This is a genomic window from Fibrobacter sp. UWH4 (assembly GCF_900142475.1).
Taxonomy (GTDB): domain Bacteria; phylum Fibrobacterota; class Fibrobacteria; order Fibrobacterales; family Fibrobacteraceae; genus Fibrobacter.
In genome coordinates this window covers 1-16,691 of record NZ_FRAY01000016.1, presented here as the reverse complement: position 1 = coordinate 16,691, position 16,691 = coordinate 1, and the positions used below count along the sequence as shown (strand labels likewise).

The 16,691-nt window shown below is 53.2% G+C and carries 14 protein-coding genes; 1 reads left to right on the top strand and 13 read right to left on the bottom strand.

What is annotated here, in order from left to right:
• Window positions 1–8 precede the first annotated feature (8 nt).
• The 4 genes from BUA93_RS15420 to BUA93_RS15405 all read right to left on the bottom strand — a co-directional run bounded on the left by BUA93_RS15420 (window position 9) and on the right by BUA93_RS15405 (window position 3,161).
• Entirely contained in the window at window positions 9–713 is a 705-nt protein-coding gene (locus BUA93_RS15420) for a lysophospholipid acyltransferase family protein (protein ID WP_072980932.1), read from the bottom strand.
• A gap of 143 nt (window positions 714–856) precedes the next feature.
• On the bottom strand, window positions 857–1,543 hold the full coding sequence (locus BUA93_RS15415) for a methionine ABC transporter permease (protein WP_072980930.1): 687 nt from the start codon (window positions 1,541–1,543) through the stop codon (window positions 857–859).
• Entirely contained in the window at window positions 1,540–2,349 is an 810-nt protein-coding gene (locus tag BUA93_RS15410) for a methionine ABC transporter ATP-binding protein (RefSeq protein ID WP_072980928.1), read from the bottom strand. Before BUA93_RS15410 ends, BUA93_RS15415 begins: the two co-directional genes overlap by 4 nt.
• An 8-nt stretch (window positions 2,350–2,357) precedes the next feature.
• Window positions 2,358–3,161 carry a MetQ/NlpA family ABC transporter substrate-binding protein gene (locus BUA93_RS15405; RefSeq protein ID WP_072980926.1) on the bottom strand — a complete coding sequence of 268 codons (804 nt, stop codon included), beginning with the start codon at window positions 3,159–3,161 and terminating at the stop codon, window positions 2,358–2,360.
• Between the two features lie 195 nt (window positions 3,162–3,356).
• Here BUA93_RS15405 and BUA93_RS15400 point away from each other — a divergent pair, with 195 nt between their 5' ends.
• The gene (locus BUA93_RS15400; RefSeq protein ID WP_072980924.1) at window positions 3,357–4,712 is read left to right on the top strand and encodes an endo-1,4-beta-xylanase; all 1,356 of its coding nucleotides are present in this window, start codon (window positions 3,357–3,359) and stop codon (window positions 4,710–4,712) included.
• A gap of 229 nt (window positions 4,713–4,941) precedes the next feature.
• On the opposite strand, the gene alaS is transcribed toward BUA93_RS15400, so the two are convergent.
• The 9 genes from alaS to BUA93_RS15350 form a co-directional block, all read right to left on the bottom strand.
• Window positions 4,942–7,593 (bottom strand): alanine--tRNA ligase, encoded by a 2,652-nt coding sequence (gene alaS, locus BUA93_RS15395; protein WP_083597523.1) that lies wholly within the window; start codon window positions 7,591–7,593, stop codon window positions 4,942–4,944.
• Between the two features lie 49 nt (window positions 7,594–7,642).
• The gene (locus BUA93_RS15390; protein WP_072980920.1) at window positions 7,643–8,203 is read right to left on the bottom strand and encodes a 3'-5' exonuclease; all 561 of its coding nucleotides are present in this window, start codon (window positions 8,201–8,203) and stop codon (window positions 7,643–7,645) included.
• Entirely contained in the window at window positions 8,200–8,808 is a 609-nt protein-coding gene (locus BUA93_RS15385; protein ID WP_072980918.1) for a hypothetical protein, read from the bottom strand. The genes BUA93_RS15390 and BUA93_RS15385 overlap by 4 nt, the downstream gene beginning before the upstream one ends.
• Before the next feature lie 133 nt (window positions 8,809–8,941).
• Window positions 8,942–10,441: an NADPH-dependent glutamate synthase gene (gltA, locus tag BUA93_RS15380; RefSeq protein WP_072980916.1), complete on the bottom strand. Its 1,500-nt coding sequence runs from the start codon at window positions 10,439–10,441 to the stop codon at window positions 8,942–8,944.
• The gene (locus tag BUA93_RS15375; protein ID WP_072980952.1) at window positions 10,441–11,328 is read right to left on the bottom strand and encodes a sulfide/dihydroorotate dehydrogenase-like FAD/NAD-binding protein; all 888 of its coding nucleotides are present in this window, start codon (window positions 11,326–11,328) and stop codon (window positions 10,441–10,443) included. The genes gltA and BUA93_RS15375 overlap by 1 nt, the downstream gene beginning before the upstream one ends.
• Window positions 11,329–11,431: 103 nt before the next feature.
• Entirely contained in the window at window positions 11,432–12,892 is a 1,461-nt protein-coding gene (locus tag BUA93_RS15370) for a hypothetical protein (protein ID WP_072980914.1), read from the bottom strand.
• A gap of 103 nt (window positions 12,893–12,995) precedes the next feature.
• Window positions 12,996–14,117 (bottom strand): hypothetical protein, encoded by a 1,122-nt coding sequence (locus BUA93_RS15365; protein ID WP_072980912.1) that lies wholly within the window; start codon window positions 14,115–14,117, stop codon window positions 12,996–12,998.
• 98 nt (window positions 14,118–14,215) lie between these two features.
• Window positions 14,216–15,142, bottom strand: coding sequence for a cysteine synthase A (gene cysK / locus BUA93_RS15360; protein WP_072980910.1), 927 nt, complete (start codon window positions 15,140–15,142; stop codon window positions 14,216–14,218).
• Between the two features lie 471 nt (window positions 15,143–15,613).
• Window positions 15,614–16,691, bottom strand: a 1,078-nt coding sequence (locus BUA93_RS15350) for an HD-GYP domain-containing protein (protein WP_139258125.1), incomplete at its 5' end; no start/stop codon positions are given.

The window sequence follows — 16,691 nt, the reverse complement described above, 5'->3', positions numbered from 1 at the left end:
CCCCGTTTTCACCCCTCAACCTCCTCTGGAGTTTCAGCCGACACTGGCAACGTCGAAACTTCCGCCACACCTAGCGCGCGCTGTTTCAAGCCCCAAACCTTCTGCCTGAAGTATTCACTGCGTTCAGCCAAATGCTTTGACGAAGGAATTCCCTTGACGCGTTCAATCTTTTCGGGTTCAGCAACTACCACGTGGGTTCGATGCCCGAACTTATAAATTCCGTCGAGTCCCACCGAAAGAACAGGAGCTCCTGTACTACGCGCAAGGAAAGCGAATCCCGTCTTGAACTCGTTCAACAAACCGTCGTAGCGACACTTGCCTTCGGGGAAAATGATAACGGAGTTTCCCTTTTCCAACTCACGTTTCGCAAGCAGGGCCCATTCGGTATCCATATTGAAACGGTCGCAGGGAATCACGCACTTTGCACGAGTAAGCGCCCAGCTAAAATGCGGGTCCTCAACCTGGTCCTTCGCCACCACGATGCTATGGTTGTAAAAGAACACCGCCAGCATCATGATGGGGTCCAGCATCGAGGTATGATTCGCGATAATGACCGAAGGCGTCTTGAGGTGAGCCGACTTTACCGTCTCCCCCGTCCATTCCACCTTCGGACGGAACCAGGCGAACATAAAAACTCGCACCGTATAAATCACCACGACGACAACCAGACGCATCAAAATTTCAAACAACGAATTTTTTTTCTTTGTACTCACTTAACTAAATATAGAAAAGACTTTGTAAGATAAAAAATATGCAGGTCAGTCTAAACAAGCAAGGATTTCTATTTTATCGTTTCTCTGACTGATTTTTTTGCAGCGCCATTCGTTGTTGGCAAAAAAATGCGACATTGATTAGGTCACTTGACTTTTTTTGAACGGCCGAAACTGCCTAGGGGGTATTTTGCCACTAGGGCCGCGGCCTTGTTGCCCAGGAACTGGATGACCTCTACCATAACGATAATGATAACGACCGATTCAATCATCACATCGGTGCGGAATCGCTGGTAGCCGTAGCGAATAGCTAGGTCGCCAAGGCCTCCCCCGCCAATAGCCCCCGCCATCGCAGAATAGCCAATCAGCGTAATAATCGTCAAGGTAATACCCGAAATAATTGACGGAAGCGCCTCGGGAATCATCACCTTCCGCACCACCTGCCGCTTGGAAGCGCCCATGGCAACCGCCGCCTGAATGACGCCCTTGTCCACCTCGTTCAACGCGGTCTCGGTAAGGCGCGCAATAAAGGGAGCCGCCGCAACAGAAAGCGGAATGATCGTCGCCTCCGTCCCAATCGCCGTTCCCAGCACCACGCGCGAAAGCGGGAACATTACAATCATCAGAATCACGAAAGGGAAAGAACGTAGCGTGTTCACGATACGGCTAATCAGCTGGTACGGAACAATCTTGGGAGCGATTCCCCGTGGAGATGTCACGAACAGGAAAATGCCCAACGGGAACCCGAGAAGCACCGCAAACAAAGTCGAAAAGAAAACCATGACCACGGTTTCCCATGTAGACTGCAACACCAGTTCCGTTATCGGGCTCATCTTTTACTCACCTCGTAACCGTTGTCCTGCAAATAGGCGATTGCCGACTCGACAGAAATTTCGCTACGACGAATATTCGAAAGGAACTCGCGGGTAATTTCGTGCTTGGGCGAACGGAATACATCCGACACCGCGCCTGTCTCTACCACACAGCCCTTGTCGATGACCGCCACGTATTGGCACGCATCCCGCACCACTTCCATCTGGTGCGTAATCATGACCACCGTCAAGTTCATGTTCGCGTGGATTTTCTTGATCAGGTCCAAGATTTCGTGAGTCGTCTGCGGGTCAAGCGCACTCGTCGCCTCGTCGCAAAAAAGAATGTTCGGCCTCGGGGCCAGGGCGCGCGCAATTGCCACGCGCTGCTTTTGACCGCCCGAAAGCGTTGCGATCGGGGACTTTTCGCGGTCTTCGAGTCCCACAAGCGCAAGCATTTCGTGAACGCGCTCATCGATATCGCGACGATTCCAGCCCGCAAGTTCCAGCGGGAAAGCCACATTCTTGCCCGCCGTACGCGAACTGAACAGGTTGAAGTTCTGGAAAATCATCCCGATTTCGAGCCTGCGGCGGTTCAGTTCCTTTTTAGGCAAATGGTCTACGCGGACTCCGTCGTAATAGACCTCGCCCTGGTCGGGAGTTTCTAGCAAACTCGCAAGCCGCAATAGCGAAGACTTGCCCGCCCCGCTCTTGCCGATAATGCCGATAATCGCATTATCAGGAAAGTCAAGGGAAATATCCTTGACTGCCGTGACGCTTGCGCGTTTTGTCGTATATGTCTTATTCAGATGTTCGAGCTTAAGCTGCATCGCGCAACCTAAAAAACGGGAACCACTTCGCCCTTGGGGTACTTGCCCTTGATCCAGTTCTTGACCTTTTCGCTCTTGAGCGCATTCACCAAGGCCTGAATCTTTGCGGACTTTTCGTTACCCGCCTTGACGGCAACCACATTCACATAAGGCGAGCTCGCATTTTCGACAAACAGGCCGTGAGTCGAAGCGTTAAGCCCCGCCGGAATCGCGTAATTGCCGTTGATGGCCGCCGCATCGACATCCTGCAAAATGCGCGGGAGCGAAGCCGCCTCCAATTCCTTGAACTTCAGCTTTTTCGGGTTATCGACAATGTCGATGGGAGTCGCCGTGATACCCGCCTTGGGGTCAAGCTTGATAAGTCCCGCAGACTGCAGCAAAAGCAAGGCGCGGCCTTCGTTGGTGGGGTCGCTCGGAATCGCAATCGTGCCACCCTTCTTCAGATCCTTAAGAGACTTCACCTTCTTTTTGGAATCCTTCGACGGATAAAGCGCGAAAGGTTCCACATGGATACCGCCCGCATTCACAAGGTGCGTCCCCTTTTCCTTATTGAAACTTTCGAGATAAGGCAAGTGCTGGAAATAATTCGCGTCCAGTTCGCCCGATTCCAAAGCCTCGTTCGGTGTAACGTAGTCGGTAAACTCAACCACCTTGAGTTCGTATCCCGCCTTGGCGAGGTCCTCTTTTACCAGGTTCAAGATAGAAGCATGCGGCTCCGGGGTTGCACCGACCTTGATGACTTCGGCAGAAAACGCGGCAGCGGCAGCAATCGCCACAGACAAAATAACCTTGCTGATTTTTACAATATTCATTTTACTCTCCTTTTTTTTGCACGCGAAAGATAGGATTGCAAAGAACCATCAGCAAGATAAAGGAATCTATTGCGTTTTATAGATTTTTTTGATAACAACGCGCTGAACGGACTTCTTTAGCAAGAGGACTTGGATTATTTTTCTAGTCCTTTTTATTATCTTTAGCGACGGTGTAATGGGATGATAGAGGCATATATGAAGCACACTCTGTCATTTTCGCGTATTGTATTTAGCGCAGCTCTTTTAGGGGCAAGCCTTTCTAGCGCCTTCGCCGATGAAACCATCCGAGACCTCGCCAAAGAACGCGGGCGATTTATCGGTACCATCCTGAACAGCGAATGGTTCAATGACGCTATTGAACCTGAATTCGAAGAAATTCACAAGACCCAGTTCAACGTGGTGGTGGCCGAAAACGAAATGAAGTTCGACGCCACGGAACCGAGCGAAAACAAGTTCAACTACGCTAAGGGCGACAAGATGGTCAAATACGCCCAGGCCAACGGGCTCCGCGTGCGCGGCCATGCCCTCGCCTGGCACAGCCAAGTTCCCGGCTGGGTGAACAACTACAGCGGTCAAAAAGAAAAGTTGCTCAGCGTACTCAAGAACCACATCGACAGCGTGGTCGGCCACTGGAAGGGAAAAGTCGCCGAATGGGACGTAGTAAACGAAGCCATCAACGACGACTACAATCACGACTGGCGTTCTACCGGTTCCGTGTGGTACGAAGGCATTGGCCCTGAATTCCTGGATTCCGCATTCGTATGGGCGCATGCAGCCGACCCCGATGCAGAGCTCTGCTACAACGACTACGCCGTAGAATGGGGCATTAACGAAGGTTCCAAGGCGGGCTTTGTATTGGAACAGGTCAAGCGCTGGAAGGCAAACGGCATTCCTATCACCTGCGTAGGCACGCAGACACACATTGAAATCGCTCACGAGACCACGCCGCAAAACGTTCGCGCATTTGCCAAGGCCCTCGCAGAATTGGACGTTAAGCTGAACATTACCGAACTTGACATCGGGTTCCCGAAAGGATCGGCAGGCAAACTCACCGCCGCAGACTACGAGAAGCAGGGACATCTGTACCGCCAGTTCATGGACGTATTCCTCGAAGAACCGAACATGGGCGAATTCGTGATTTGGGGACTCACCGATGCGCACAGCTGGCTCGACGAACAGCAAGGCAAGACCGAAGGGCTTCTCTATGACAAACAATACAAGCCGAAGCCCGCCTTCGACAGCATCATGGTTAGCCTCAAGGCTCACCCGGCATCTGAAGTAAAATCGCCGTATCCGGATTCAATGCTCATTCAGCAAGCGACCAAGTTCGTCGCAGTCACAAGCAAACTTTCTGCGCAAATCACCGGCCGCATCCTCTCTATTGCAGGCGCCACCGCCGCCAAGGTCGACGTGTTCGACATGCAGGGCCGCCCGGTATTCAGCGCCAAGAACGTGAAGGGCTCTGTCGACTTGGGCGTTGCCGAAGGCATGTACGTGGTTCGCGTGCGCGACGGCTCCAAGAGATTGATGAAGAGAATCGCAATCAAGTAAAGCTAGTGCGACATTCTGCGGACACAACCCATATACAGAAAAGGCTGCGATTTACCGCAGCCTTTCTTAATTGTTTTGTGGGGGATTAAGCACCGAGCTTCGTGAACCACAAGCGACTTGTATTAACAAGTCGTGGTGGCGAGCTTTGTTCACTTAGCGCTTCAGCGCTTATGTGGACATGGCCACCTTTAGGTGGGAGCGAAGCCCAATCACAGGTTCTTTTTTGAACTTAGGGCTGAGCGGTCAGTTTCGCTCTAATCCAGTTGTTGGCGTTGGCGATAGCACCGGCAATCTTTTCGACTTCCTTGGTGCCGGCCTGAGCGCGGTCCGGGCGTCCACCGCCTCGGCCACCGCAAGCAGCGGCGAGGTCCTTCACGAGGTCGCCGGCCTTGATGCCCTTGGCCTGAACGTTCTTGCCCACCATCACGGCGATGCTTCCGTTGCCTTCGCCCTTGTTCGCAATCACGGCGACGCTGTCGGTGTCGAGCTTGTTCTGAACGCCGTCCAGCAAGTCCTTGTACTTTTCATCGGGGATAGAAAGTTCGCGAACGTAAAGATTCACGCCAGCCACGTTGATGCCGCCGTTCAGGAGTTCGGCAGCGGCGAGGGTCGCAAGTTCCAGCTTCACGGACTGCAGGCTCTTTTCCAGGTTCTGCGTCTTGGCGAAGCTCTGCTGAATGCGGTCGAGAACTTCGGCGTCCTTGCAGCGGAGCTGTTCGCGGAGAGCCGTGAGAATCTGGGTTCCTGCGCGGAGCAGCGAGAGAGCGCCACGGCCAGAGACGGCTTCGATACGGCGCACACCAGCGCTCACGCTGGATTCGGAGATTATCTTCACCATGCCGATGTTACCGGTGTTCTGCACATGCAAGCCACCGCAGAGTTCCTTGGAGAATTCTTCGTTTGCGCGGCCCATCTTCACCACGCGGACTTCGTCGCCGTACTTTTCGCCGAACAATGCCATGGCACCGCTCGCCTTCGCTTCGTCCACTCCCATCACCTGGGTGTTGACCGGCAGGCATTCCATGACCTTCGCATTCACGATGTCTTCCACCTTCTGGATTTCTTCGGCGGGCATCGCGTTGAAGTGGCTGAAGTCGAAGCGGAGAAGTTCGTTCGAAACGAAGCTACCCTGCTGCTGCACGTGAGTGCCGAGCACCTGGCGGAGTGCGGCCTGGAGCAAGTGGGTGGCGGAGTGGTTCTTGCGGATGTCGTTACGGCGGTCGTTATCGACGGTGGCCATGAACACAGCCCCCATCGTCGTTTCGTTGGCCGTACCCTTCTTCACCTTGCCGCGGCAGAGGGCGGTATCGTTCACCTTCACGGTGTCGAACACGTCAATTTCCAAGTCAGCGGAAACCAGCGTTCCCTTGTCACCGACCTGGCCACCCATTTCGGCGTAGAACGGAGAGGTTTCGAGCACGATGCTGAGCACGCCCTTGTCTTCACGCCAGCGCACGACCTTCGTTTCGCAAGCGGAAAGTTCATAGCCCACGAACTTGGTGCTTTCTTCGCTGTACTGCGTCCAGCCTTCGGTACCCATCGTATTGATGCCCTGCTTCATGTTGGCGCGGGCGCGGGCCTTCTGTTCTTCCATGCACTTGTTGTAGCCTTCTTCGTCAATCGCAAGGCCCTTTTCTTCGGCGAGGATGCCGGTGAGGTCCGGCGGGAATCCGTAGGTATCGTAAAGCAGGAACACCTTGTCGCCCGGCACGGTCTTTGCGTCGCCGAGTTCAGCCACGATGCCGGCGAAGCGTTCGAGGCCGGCGTCGAGCGTGCGGATAAAGCTTTCTTCTTCGCTCTTGATGACGCTTGCCACAAATTCCTTGCGTTCGCGGATTTCGGGGAAGGCATCGCCCATGGTATCGGCGAGCACCTGCACCAGCTTATAAATAAAGGCTTCCTTCTGGCCCAACAGGCGGGCAAAGCGGCTGGCGCGGCGCAAAATGCGGCGGAGCACGTAGCCACGGCCTTCGTTAGACGGGAGAGCGCCATCGGCAATAGCGAAAGAAATCGCGCGGATGTGGTCGGCAATCACGCGGTGCGGAGTACCGGCTTCGCCATCGTTGTACGGAACGCCACTAAGTTCAGCAATCTTAGCGATGATCGGGGTGAACACGTCGGTATCGTAGTTGCTGGTCTTGCCCTGCAGAATAGCGCAGATACGTTCGAAACCCATACCGGTATCGACGTTCTTTGCCTTCAGCGGAATCAAGGAGCCGTCGCTCACGCGTTCGTACTGCATGAACACGTTATTCCAGATTTCGATGTAGCGGTCGTTTTCGCCATTCACGCCCTTGATCGGGTCCTTGAACGTTTCGGCCTGCGTTGCGAGGTCGCCGCGGTCGTAGTGGATTTCGGAGCAGGGGCCGCACGGACCGGTGTCGCCCATTTCCCAGAAGTTGGAGTGAGCGTCAAAGCGCATGATGCGATCATCCGGGAGGCCGGACACGTCCTTCCAAATCTGCCAGGCTTCGTCATCGTCCTGATAGACAGTCGCGAACAGGCGTTCCTTCGGGAGCTTCCAAACTTCAGTCAAAAGTTCCCAGGCCCAGGCGATAGCTTCTTTCTTGTAGTAGTCGCCGAAGCTCCAGTTGCCGAGCATTTCGAAGAAGGTGTGGTGGTAATTGTCGCGGCCCACCACATCGAGGTCGTTGTGCTTACCGGACACGCGGAGGCACTTCTGGCTGTTGCATGCGCGCTTCCAGCCCTTCGGATTGTCGCCCAGGAAAATCGCCTTGAACTGGTTCATGCCCGCGTTCGTGAACATGAGCGTCGGGTCGTCATGGGGAACCACCGGCGATGAACGCACAAAGAGGTGTCCCTTGGATTCAAAGAACTTGATGAAAGATTCGCGCACCTGCGCAGAAGTCATAGTAGGCATAATGTGTCCCTTTTAATTTTTTTCGGGGAACAATATAGAAAAATGCCGACTATATCACCTTCGCCTTTTTAGGGTTGGTGAGGTTTTTCACCTCTTTCAGAAGCTTTTCCGGGCCTACTTTCTTATATGCCAGTTTTAGGATTTCAGCCGCGGCCATCGCATCATCCAGGGCACGATGATGCTTAAATTCAGGCAATTCCAGCGACTGCGTTAATTTGTGCAAACTATAACTCGGAAGTCCCGGGAAAAAACGACGCGACACCTTCACCGTGCAAAGTCTCGGTGGATCGATCTTGATACAGCAGCGACGAAGTTCCGTGCGCATAAATTTTATATCGTACTGCACATTATGCGCCACAAAAATACGGTCTTTCAAAAGTTCCGCAACCTCCTCGGCTATCGAGGCAAATTGGGGCTTTCCACGGACCATTTCGTCAGTGATGCCCGTCAGATTCTGTACAAACGGTTGAATCGGCATACCGGGATCAATCAGCGCCGAATAGGTTTTTACGACATCACAATCGTCAAGTAACACAATACCGACTTCGGTGATGCGCCCCACTTCGGCCGTACCACCCGTCGTTTCAAGATCTACAACCGCGAATTTCATTTTACCGGAATATCGAACTCCAGCGTCTGCTTGGCAGATTCGCTTACAACCTTAGCCTTGAGCACCTTGGACTTGGGCTTTGCATACAGCGGCACCACCATCAAGTTTGACACCTTACTGCTTTCGACAGTCGGCTTGGCCTCGCTATCGCGCGCCGTCTGCGAAAAAATCGGCTTTTTGCCCTTGTCATAAATGTAATAAGTCAGCTCTCGCGTAAAGCCCGGCTTAATCTGGCTCGTGGGCACCTGGAAGTACACAACACCACCCTTGGGAACCTTGCGCAAACTGTCCCGAATTTCTTCTTCGGTAGCAAGTTCGCCTTCAAGCATCATACGAACATCTTTCTTAATCTTATCGACACTTTCGTACTGGATCGTAATCTGGAACTTGGCGTCTTCGGGAATAGCACTCGGGCGCACATCGCGGATTTTGGCGTTATTTTGGTAGTATTCCCAGCGGCCGTTATCATGCAAAAGCACCGTCGAACCATTCGAGGTTGTCGCAATAATGTCATCGGCAAAAGAATTTGTTGCAAACAGCAACAAAATGATGCCCAAGACCCATAAAAAGCCGAGTCCACCACAAAGCCAGTAGTTTAATTTCATTAAAGCCTCAATCCTATGTTCCATAATATATACGAATCCTTTTTAAAAAGATAAAATGCAAGAAAAAAAGAGTATTTTATAAGAAACACCCCGGCTCATGCGAGTCGGGGTTGTTTTCAGCCGAAGTATTTGATTACTTCTTCAGGAATTCATTAATACCGGCTGCTGCGCGGCGCCCCTCACCCATTGCCAAAATGACAGTGGCTGCGCCGAGCACGATGTCACCACCGGCATAGACCTTTTCCATAAAGGTCTTGTTGGCGGTTGCATCTTCGAGAAGGATGTGACCCTTCTTGTCGACAGAGAGTTCCGGCGTGGTGTTGCTGATAAGCGGGTTAGAACCGTTACCGATAGCAACGAGCACGGTGTCGCATTCGATTTCGAAGCTTGCGCCTTCGACCTTGACCGGACGCGGACGGCCCTTTTCATCGGGTTCGCCGAGTTCGTACTTGTCGACGAGCATGCCGCGCACGTGGCCGGCTTCGTCGCCAAGAATCTTGGCCGGGTTCTGCAGAACGCAGAATTCGACACCCTCTTCCTGGGCATGGAGAACTTCTTCCTTACGGGCCGGGAGTTCGTTCATGCTGCGGCGGTAAATGATGCGGACCTTTTCGGCACCCAAGCGGAGAGCCATACGGGCAGCGTCCATAGCGACGTTACCACCACCGAGAACGACCACGTTCTTACCGGGCCACATCGGAGTATCGGCATGTTCCTTGTCGTAGGCGCGCATGAGGTTCGCGCGGGTGAGGTATTCGTTAGCGGCGAACACACCAACGAGGTTTTCACCTTCGATGTTCATGAAGAGCGGAAGGCCAGCACCGGTACCGACGAACACGGCATCGTAGCCATCCTTTTCAATCAGGTCCTTGAGTTTGCGGGTACGACCGATGACAAAATTTGTCTCAAACTTCACGCCCATGGCAGCAAGGGATTCAATTTCGTTGTCCACGATCTTCTTCGGGAGACGGAATTCAGGAATACCGTAGCGGACCACACCACCGAGCTTGTGGAAAGCTTCGAAGATGGTCACGTCGTGGCCTTCGCGGCGAACGTCAGCAGCGACAACCAGGCCGGCAGGACCGGAACCGATCACAGCCACCTTCTTGCCGGTAGCGGGCTTCACGGCCGGAACCGTAGCGCCACCGTTGTTGCGTTCGTAGTCGGCAGCAAAGCGTTCCAGGCGGCCGATAGCCACAGCCTGGTTCACGTCCTTGTGCATCTTGCCCATGGTGCAGTTCATCTGGCACTGGCGTTCCTGCGGGCACACACGGCCGCAGATAGCCGGGAGCAAACTCGTTTCCTTAATCTTGGCGATAGCGGCCTTGAAGTCACCTTCGGCGATCTTCGCGATGAAGGCCGGAATGTCGATGTGCACCGGGCAGCTTTCGACGCAAGGCTGGTTCTTACAAGCGAGGCAGCGGTTAGCTTCCACGATAGCCTGAGCTTCGGTGTAACCCTGGGCCACTTCTTCCATCACGCGGGCGCGGTAGCTGGGTTCCAGCTGCGGCATCGGCTGGGCCGGAATGGCATTCTTGTCCTTCGGCTTGAGCGGCTTCGGGAGGGCGTTAATCTTTTCAAGTTCCACCTTGGCGGCGGCGTCCAACTGTTCACGAGTCAAATGTTCAGACATTACTTGCTCTCCTTGGCCTTTGCGTCAGCCATCTTATCAATGTTGCACTTGTGGCCGTCGTTGGCACCGAAACGGTGCAAGGCTTCCTGTTCCTGGGGCTTGAAGGCACCCATGCGCTGGAGCATGTTGTTCCAGTCGACTTCGTGGCCGTCGAATTCCGGGCCATCGACGCAGACGAACTTCGTCTTGCCGCCGATAGTCACGCGGCAGCCACCGCACATGCCGGTTCCGTCCACCATGATGCTGTTGAGGCTGACCACGGTCTTGACTTCGTAGGGCTTGGTGGTGAGGGCGCAGAACTTCATCATGATCGGAGGACCGATGGCGATGACCATGTCCGGCTTGCCCTTGGTGTCTTCGCAGAGTTCCTTGAGCGGTTCGGTAACGAGACCCTTGCGGCCATAAGAACCATCGTCGGTCATGAAGATGATGTTGTCGGCGAGAGCGGTCATTTCTTCCTTCATGAGGAAGAGGCTTTCGTTACGGGCACCCATGATGATGGTGACCTTGTTGCCGGCAGCCTTGAGGGCCTGAACGATCGGGTGCATCGGGGCGATACCCACGCCACCGCACACGCAGACCACGTGGCCAAAATTCTCGATGTGGGTCGGGGAACCGAGCGGGCCCACGAGCACCGGGATATCGTCACCGACTTCGAACTTGGAAAGTTCGGTGGTGGTCTTACCGACGGTCTGGAAAATCAAAGTGATGGAGCCTTCAGTCGTGTCGGCATCGGCGATGGTGAGAGGCACGCGTTCGCTGTTGTCCTTGTTCGTCTGGAGGATGATAAACTGGCCGGCCTTACGCTCTTGGGCGATCAGCGGGGCCTCGACGCGGAATTGGAATACCGCAGGAGATAACTGCTTTTTAAAGAGAATTTTTGCCATAGTGGGCTGAAAAATAGAAAAAAGGCACCCCAAACGAGGTTACCTTTTTCATAAAAACATACTCCATTTGGACCGATAAGGCCCGAAAAAGGGCTGTTTGTCACTAGAAGTAGATGAATCCGCCGAAGCTCACGAACACGCCTTCGCCATTGAAGATGGACTTGGTGTCGGTGAAGAAGGAATCGCCAAAGGCAAATTCGCATGCGGCCCAATCCTTGTACTGGTAGCGCAGTCCCATCGTAGCCTCCACCTTATCCGCTACACTCCGCTTAACCTTCACATCGGCGTAAGGGGTCTGGTTATCGACATAGCGGAACGCCTCCCATGTATAGCTAGCTTCACCAAAGAGCATCAGCGACTCCGTCAAGAGGACCTCGCCCAAGATATTCGGAGCCAGGTTCACGCCCACGGTCCAGAGAGAAGCTTCCTTGTACTTGCCAGACGTAGAATCGCGCATATCAGCCTTGTCGTAAACAGTCACAGGAACAGACGCGTTCAAGCCCATATAGACATTAGCGTAGTTTGCACGGAGCACCGGAGTGCCGTAATTGAACAAGGGAACAACCGTGAAGTTCGACGTCAGAGAATCGCCAATCAGGGTTCCACCAGATTCCAATTCATCTTCGTGACGATTAAACGCGACTCCCGCCGACCAGAAATGCTTGCGGGCCGAAGGACCGTCCGTCACAATCAAGGATGCGTCCAAATCCCGGTAGCGCTGTTCCGTCTTAGGTCCCCTGACAGGATCCACATTCGTTTCCTTGGCAAAGGTTATCCAATCACCAGACAAAGTCACGACATAACCACCCAAGGTCTTAGACAAGGTAAGGCCCCAGTCATCGCCTTCCACCGTTTCCTTGATGTCGGCATCCTTGGTTTCAGTTTTAATTTGTCCTAAACCAAGGCGAGCTTCGATTGCAAAGCCGGGCGTTGCGTAACCGGCCGTGGCACGGCCCAATTCACCCGAAATATCCATGGCGCCAAAGAAGCCGCCCAACGAGACAACTCCCTTTTCACCTGTAGGTTCAATATAGAAGAACTTCTGATTGGCAAGCTTGGTCAAGCGCTTGTTGAGCAAGGCATCCACATTGTCGCCAGCGGCTTCGTTCTGGACGCGGTTATAGGCATTGCCATGAAGGACGGTAAACGGAGTCTTGGGCGGGCCCATACGGACAGGAACTTCACCAGGAGCGGCCTCGGGAGCGGCAACGGGCCCCTGGGGAGGAACCGTTTCGGCAACCTTCGCTTCCGGAGCGGGTTGGGCTGGTTCAGCACTCTTCTTCGCCGGTTCAGCCACGGGAGCAGGTTCTGCAGCAGTGGGAGCGGCAGGCGCTTCGGCTGGCTCAGCGACCTTTTCGGTTGGTGAGCTTGTCGAACCATCGGCGGGGGCAGGCTGCACCGTTTCTGTAGCGGCAGGTGCAGTAGCAGCAGGCGCGGCGGCCGGCTGTTCCGCCACGGCGGGAGCAGGGGCTTCAGCAGCCGAGGTTGCAGGTTGGGCAGCATCTTGCGCCATCGCAAAAGCAACGGAAGCAAGAGTCAATGCAAAAGACGTCTTAAGATTCATATCATCCTTCTCTGTTTACATTCTTTTTCAATTATAATCTAAATAAAAAGGAAAAGCAAGCTTTTATTTACAATCTTTGCGTTTTTTACATACAGACAATCTGCTAGCGCATCATATCGCAGATTTCAGCACCAATCGCCCCATTCTGGATGGTCGTCATCAGAAGCTTCTGCTCAATTTCTTCGGGAGGTGCCTGCGGCCCCTTAAAGGGAGCATTTCCATTCGATTCCATAACGTCATTCAAAAGGCGTTCGCCCAACGCCGCATGCAGCGCAAGGCTCGCATCGATATACTTAAGATGCGTCGGTTCGTCGAGCGTGAAGTTCAAGGGAGCCTTCGCATTAAGCACACGTCCCTTGGCAACCATATCGCCGAACTCATCTTCGACGCCCATATTCGCCGCGACAACTTTCGCATTCGCCATCAAGGCCGAAGCAGCAGCAATGGTCAAGGCGTTCTTCACACCCGTCGCCGTTACCAGGAAATCCGCATTGGCAATAGCAGCAGCAACCGCAGCATCGTCCAGATAGCTTTCTATGCGCACGTCATTGTTCGTCAGGACATGGCTAAAGTCAGTCGAGGGATTCACGTTGGCCGTATCCGTCACAGTGCAGACTTTCATGCCACGGCGCACCCCTTGCAGAGCAATTCCGCAGCCAACCTTTCCGCTTCCGAACACAACCAGTTTCTTTCCTTCGAAACCGGAATACCCCATTTTTTCAAGAGCGCGGAAATATCCGTCGCCCGTTCCAAGAACAGTCTCGATGCGCTTGACAATCCCGCTGTCGGCCACATACACCGGATGTTCAGAATTTTCAAAGAACTGCACACCACTGCGTGTCAGTTCCACAAAACCTTTTTTCGGATGACAGAAGGAAAACTGCCCCGCGCAGTCCAAAATCAAGTCAAAATCGTCCGCAACACTACCGTTGCGCACATTTTCATCCGTCACTACCGAAATGCCGTTTTCCTGAATCAAGCGAACAATTTTCCTGTCGCACGGCACCGAGGTTCCACCCGATCCATTCGAATAACCTACACTCAAATCGGCCCCACCTGCCAGTAGGGCCTGATACTGCACCAAGGTGTTTCTAAAAATCGGAGTCGCCACCAGGATTTTCAGCCCGTCAAAAGGACGACGAGAAATCCAATAATCCGCCAACAGAGACAAAGCGGGATATTCCCTGGGATCGTAGGCATCGTTAATGACTTCAGAAAAAAACATGACGAAAATCTAGAAAAATTCATTTGCAAATAAAGGAAAGGCTTCCGGATTCCGGAAGCCTGTACCTATGAACAAAGACGGGGGTTCACCCGTAACACTTATTCAGCGAAGAGGGCCGTAGAAAGATAGCGGTCGCCGGTATCCGGAAGGAGCGCAACGATCGTCTTGCCCTTGTTTTCGGGGCGCTTCGCGAGTTCCTTCGCGGCCCAGAGAGCCGCACCAGAAGAAATACCCACGAGCACGCCTTCCTTCTTGCCGATTTCGCGGCCGGCTTCGAACGCGGCTTCGTTTTCGACAGCGATCACTTCGTCGTAAACCTTGGTGTTCAAAGTTTCAGGAATAAAGCCTGCGCCAATACCCTGGATCTTATGGGCGCCTGCAGTACCCTTGGACAGCACCGGAGAACTAGCCGGTTCAACGGCGACAATCTTCACATTCGGGTTCTTGGTCTTGAGGTATTCGCCAACACCTGTCACCGTTCCACCAGTGCCTACGCCAGCAACAAAAATATCGACCTTTCCATCGGTATCTTCCCAGATTTCGGGACCGGTGGTGGCCTTGTGGGCGGCCGGGTTGGCCGGGTTCACGAACTGGCCCGGAATAAAGCTGTTCGGAATTTCCTTGGCAAGTTCGTCGGCCTTTTCAATAGCGCCCTTCATACCCTTGGCGCCTTCGGTGAGCACGAGTTCTGCGCCGTAAGCCTTCATAATCTGGCGGCGTTCCACGCTCATGGTTTCGGGCATCACGATGATGATGCGGTATCCGCGAGCAGCGGCGACAGATGCAAGACCGATACCGGTGTTACCCGAAGTCGGCTCGATAATCACGGAGCCCTTCTTGAGCTTGCCACTCTGTTCGGCATCGTCGAGCATCGCCTTCGCGATACGGTCCTTCACGGAACCGGCGGGGTTGAAGTATTCAAGCTTGGCAAGGATCTTGGCGCCAATGCCTTCTTCAATGTGGGTGAGTTCAAGAAGCGGGGTGTGACCGATCAGTTGGTCTGCAGAGGAATAAATCTTTGACATGTTGAAGTCCTTTTTGTTTTATGGAAAATTAGCTAAATCAACCGACAAGCAACTTTCCTGTTTTCGTTTGACTTCAAATTAGAAGTTTATTCATACAAAAACAATAGGAAACAAGATAAATTTACCTTATTAAAACTTACATTTTACTTACTAATAGTTTTAAACTATAACTAGATAACGCAGAAAAGCTATAGAAAAGAAAGAAGGCCCTTCGACAAGCTCAGGGACCTTGGTGAACTCCGCTCTGGATCCCGTCGCTGCGCTCCAAGATGACTTTAGTAGTTGCGTCATCCTCGACCGAAGGGAGGTCGGACAGCACTTGGCAAGTGGACGCCTTTGGCGTCCGCAATTTCGGCTCAACCATGCCAGAATGTAAACATTCTGTCGCGGCGTTCGCCTTATATGCTTTTGTTGCCTTAGTGCGCATGATCCCCGAATGGGGAGGATCCAAGATGACTTTCTTAATTCACATCACGACTTCTGGACGTTCGAATCGAGATGGATGCTTGCCTCGGAGCCAGACTGGTCGAGCCTGGTCCTTTCGCTGTAAAGTTTTTCGGAAATATGCGTGAACGTTTCGACGATTGTCGGGTCGAAATGTTTGCCAGCCCCTTCGGTGATAATCGCCATCGCCTTTTCGTAGGTGAAGGGTTTCTTGTACACACGTTCAGCAACCAATGCGTCGAACACATCGGCCACAGCCATGATACGGGCCGAAAGCGGAATCTCTTCGCCCTTGATTCCCGTCGGGTAACCGGAACCGTCCCACTTTTCATGGTGGTAGTGCGCCATATCAATCGATTCGTTCAAGTATTCCGCATCGATGGTATCGCCAGCGTCCTTCACCATTTTCATCAGAATCTTCCAACCTTCGGTGGTATGACTCTTCATGATGGCGAATTCCTCGTCAGTAAGCTTGCCCGGCTTATTCAGAATCAAGTCAGAGACGGCGATCTTTCCAATATCGTGGAGCGGGGCTGCACGCTTCAGCTTTTGAACAAAGTCATCGGTCAAGACATCGGCAAACTTGCCTTCCTTCTTGAGCTGTTCGGCCAGAGCCTCCACATAGGCGGCAGTTTTCTTAATGTGATTACCGGTGCTCTTGTCGCGCGCTTCAACGACTTCAGCGAATTCCATAATAATCACTTCCTGCATCTTGCGAATTCGTTCCGCCTGCCCTTGCACTCGAGCAATAAAGTTATAGGTATCGGAGGCCATGGACGAAAGCGAATCGTACAGGTTACCGATTTCGTCAAAGGAGGATATCTTCAGGTCCACCACCCGATCTGCCGCATTCCGGATCTTTTCCAGGTTTACCTTTTCGGAATCCATGGAGCTTGCAATCATTGTCGTTCCAGAGAACTTCATCGCGGCAAACGCCATACGGTTTACCGGAATCACAATGCCGCGATTCACCAGTTCAATGACAACACTCATGATGATAATCGAAAGACCGAAGAACAGCGAGAGCATCTTGATAAAGAACATCGCCTCGTCAGAAGATACCTCGTCCATCGAGATGTCGGCGGCCGCATAGGCAACAGTCCTT

What these genes read in the sequence shown, in the direction of transcription:
- BUA93_RS15415 (WP_072980930.1), bottom strand. Translation starts at nt 1,543, where the DNA reads ATGAGCCCGATAACGGAACTGGTGTTGCAGTCTACATGGGAAACCGTG.
- BUA93_RS15410 (WP_072980928.1), bottom strand. Translation starts at nt 2,349, where the DNA reads ATGCAGCTTAAGCTCGAACATCTGAATAAGACATATACGACAAAACGC.
- BUA93_RS15405 (WP_072980926.1), bottom strand. Translation starts at nt 3,161, where the DNA reads ATGAATATTGTAAAAATCAGCAAGGTTATTTTGTCTGTGGCGATTGCT.
- BUA93_RS15400 (WP_072980924.1), top strand. Translation starts at nt 3,357, where the DNA reads ATGAAGCACACTCTGTCATTTTCGCGTATTGTATTTAGCGCAGCTCTT.
- alaS (WP_083597523.1), bottom strand. Translation starts at nt 7,593, where the DNA reads ATGCCTACTATGACTTCTGCGCAGGTGCGCGAATCTTTCATCAAGTTC.
- BUA93_RS15390 (WP_072980920.1), bottom strand. Translation starts at nt 8,203, where the DNA reads ATGAAATTCGCGGTTGTAGATCTTGAAACGACGGGTGGTACGGCCGAA.
- BUA93_RS15385 (WP_072980918.1), bottom strand. Translation starts at nt 8,808, where the DNA reads ATGAAATTAAACTACTGGCTTTGTGGTGGACTCGGCTTTTTATGGGTC.
- gltA (WP_072980916.1), bottom strand. Translation starts at nt 10,441, where the DNA reads ATGTCTGAACATTTGACTCGTGAACAGTTGGACGCCGCCGCCAAGGTG.
- BUA93_RS15375 (WP_072980952.1), bottom strand. Translation starts at nt 11,328, where the DNA reads ATGGCAAAAATTCTCTTTAAAAAGCAGTTATCTCCTGCGGTATTCCAA.
- BUA93_RS15370 (WP_072980914.1), bottom strand. Translation starts at nt 12,892, where the DNA reads ATGAATCTTAAGACGTCTTTTGCATTGACTCTTGCTTCCGTTGCTTTT.
- BUA93_RS15365 (WP_072980912.1), bottom strand. Translation starts at nt 14,117, where the DNA reads ATGTTTTTTTCTGAAGTCATTAACGATGCCTACGATCCCAGGGAATAT.
- cysK (WP_072980910.1), bottom strand. Translation starts at nt 15,142, where the DNA reads ATGTCAAAGATTTATTCCTCTGCAGACCAACTGATCGGTCACACCCCG.